The 985-nt window shown below is 47.7% G+C and carries 1 protein-coding gene; it reads left to right on the plus strand.

Annotated features, from left to right (window positions below; translation table 11 throughout):
• Positions 1-10: 10 nt before the first annotated feature.
• Positions 11-931, plus strand: coding sequence for an IS5 family transposase (locus R8O10_RS24130; RefSeq protein ID WP_213895869.1), 921 nt, complete (start codon positions 11-13; stop codon positions 929-931).
• The last annotated feature ends 54 nt before the right edge of the window (positions 932-985 follow it).

Raw genomic sequence — 985 nt, forward strand, 5'->3', positions numbered from 1 at the left:
TCGTAGCCTCATGCCTAAACCTCGTTACAAAACAACTAACTGGACGCAGTACAACAAAGCCTTAATAAACCGTGGTTCTCTGACCTTTTGGATTGATGAGGAAGCGATAGCCGAGTGGAAGCAAAACAAACAAGGCAAGCGCGGCAGACCTCGCCAATTCAGCGACTTAGCCATTACTACTGCACTGATGGTGAAACGCATATTCTCTATGCCGTTGAGAGCACTGCAAGGATTTCTAGACTCGGTATTTAAGCTGGCTAACATCCCGCTAGTTTGTCCCCACTACACCTGTATAAGCCGTCGAGCTAAGGAAGTTGAGGTTTCATTTAAAACTAAAACCAGAGGTGCGATACAACACCTAGCCATTGATGCCACTGGCCTCAAGGTTTATGGCGAAGGCGAATGGAAGGTCAAGAAGCATGGTACTGACGGGAAGCGTAGGGTTTGGCGTAAGCTGCATATCGCAGTAGATACTAGCACCCACGAAATAGTCGCAGCAGAGCTGAGCTTATCTAACGTAACCGATGCCGAAGTACTTCCCAACTTGCTTAAGCAGACACGTCGTAAAATCATTGAGATATCAGGCGATGGTGCTTATGACACAAGGAATTGCCATGATGCCATACGGCTCAAGCGAGCTGTTCCGCTCATTCCGCCACGAGAAGGGGCAGCCTTCTGGGAACGAGGACCTCCTCGCAACTTAGCAGTGGGTTGCCAGAAGCTCTACGGCTCTAACAAGAAATGGAAAAAGCGGTATGGTTATCATAAGCGCTCGCTCTCAGAGACAGCAATGTATCGGGTAAAACAGTTGTTAGGTGGGAAATTAAGCCTGAGGGACTACAACGCTCAAGTTGGTGAGACTTACGCTATGATCAAAGCGCTGAACAAGCTTACAGGGCTAGGTATGCCTGAAACTCAGTATGTTGTTTAAGAACTGAACAACATGGGGCTACCATGTCTTCTCATCGAATTAAGCAACAAAGCC

Origin of the sequence: Vibrio sp. 1727 (assembly GCF_033344415.1) — a bacterium.
Lineage (GTDB): Bacteria > Pseudomonadota > Gammaproteobacteria > Enterobacterales > Vibrionaceae > Vibrio > Vibrio alginolyticus.

Excerpts from the sequence above, each read along its gene's own strand:
- R8O10_RS24130 (WP_213895869.1), top strand. The coding sequence starts at position 11 with ATGCCTAAACCTCGTTACAAAACAACTAACTGGACGCAGTACAACAAA.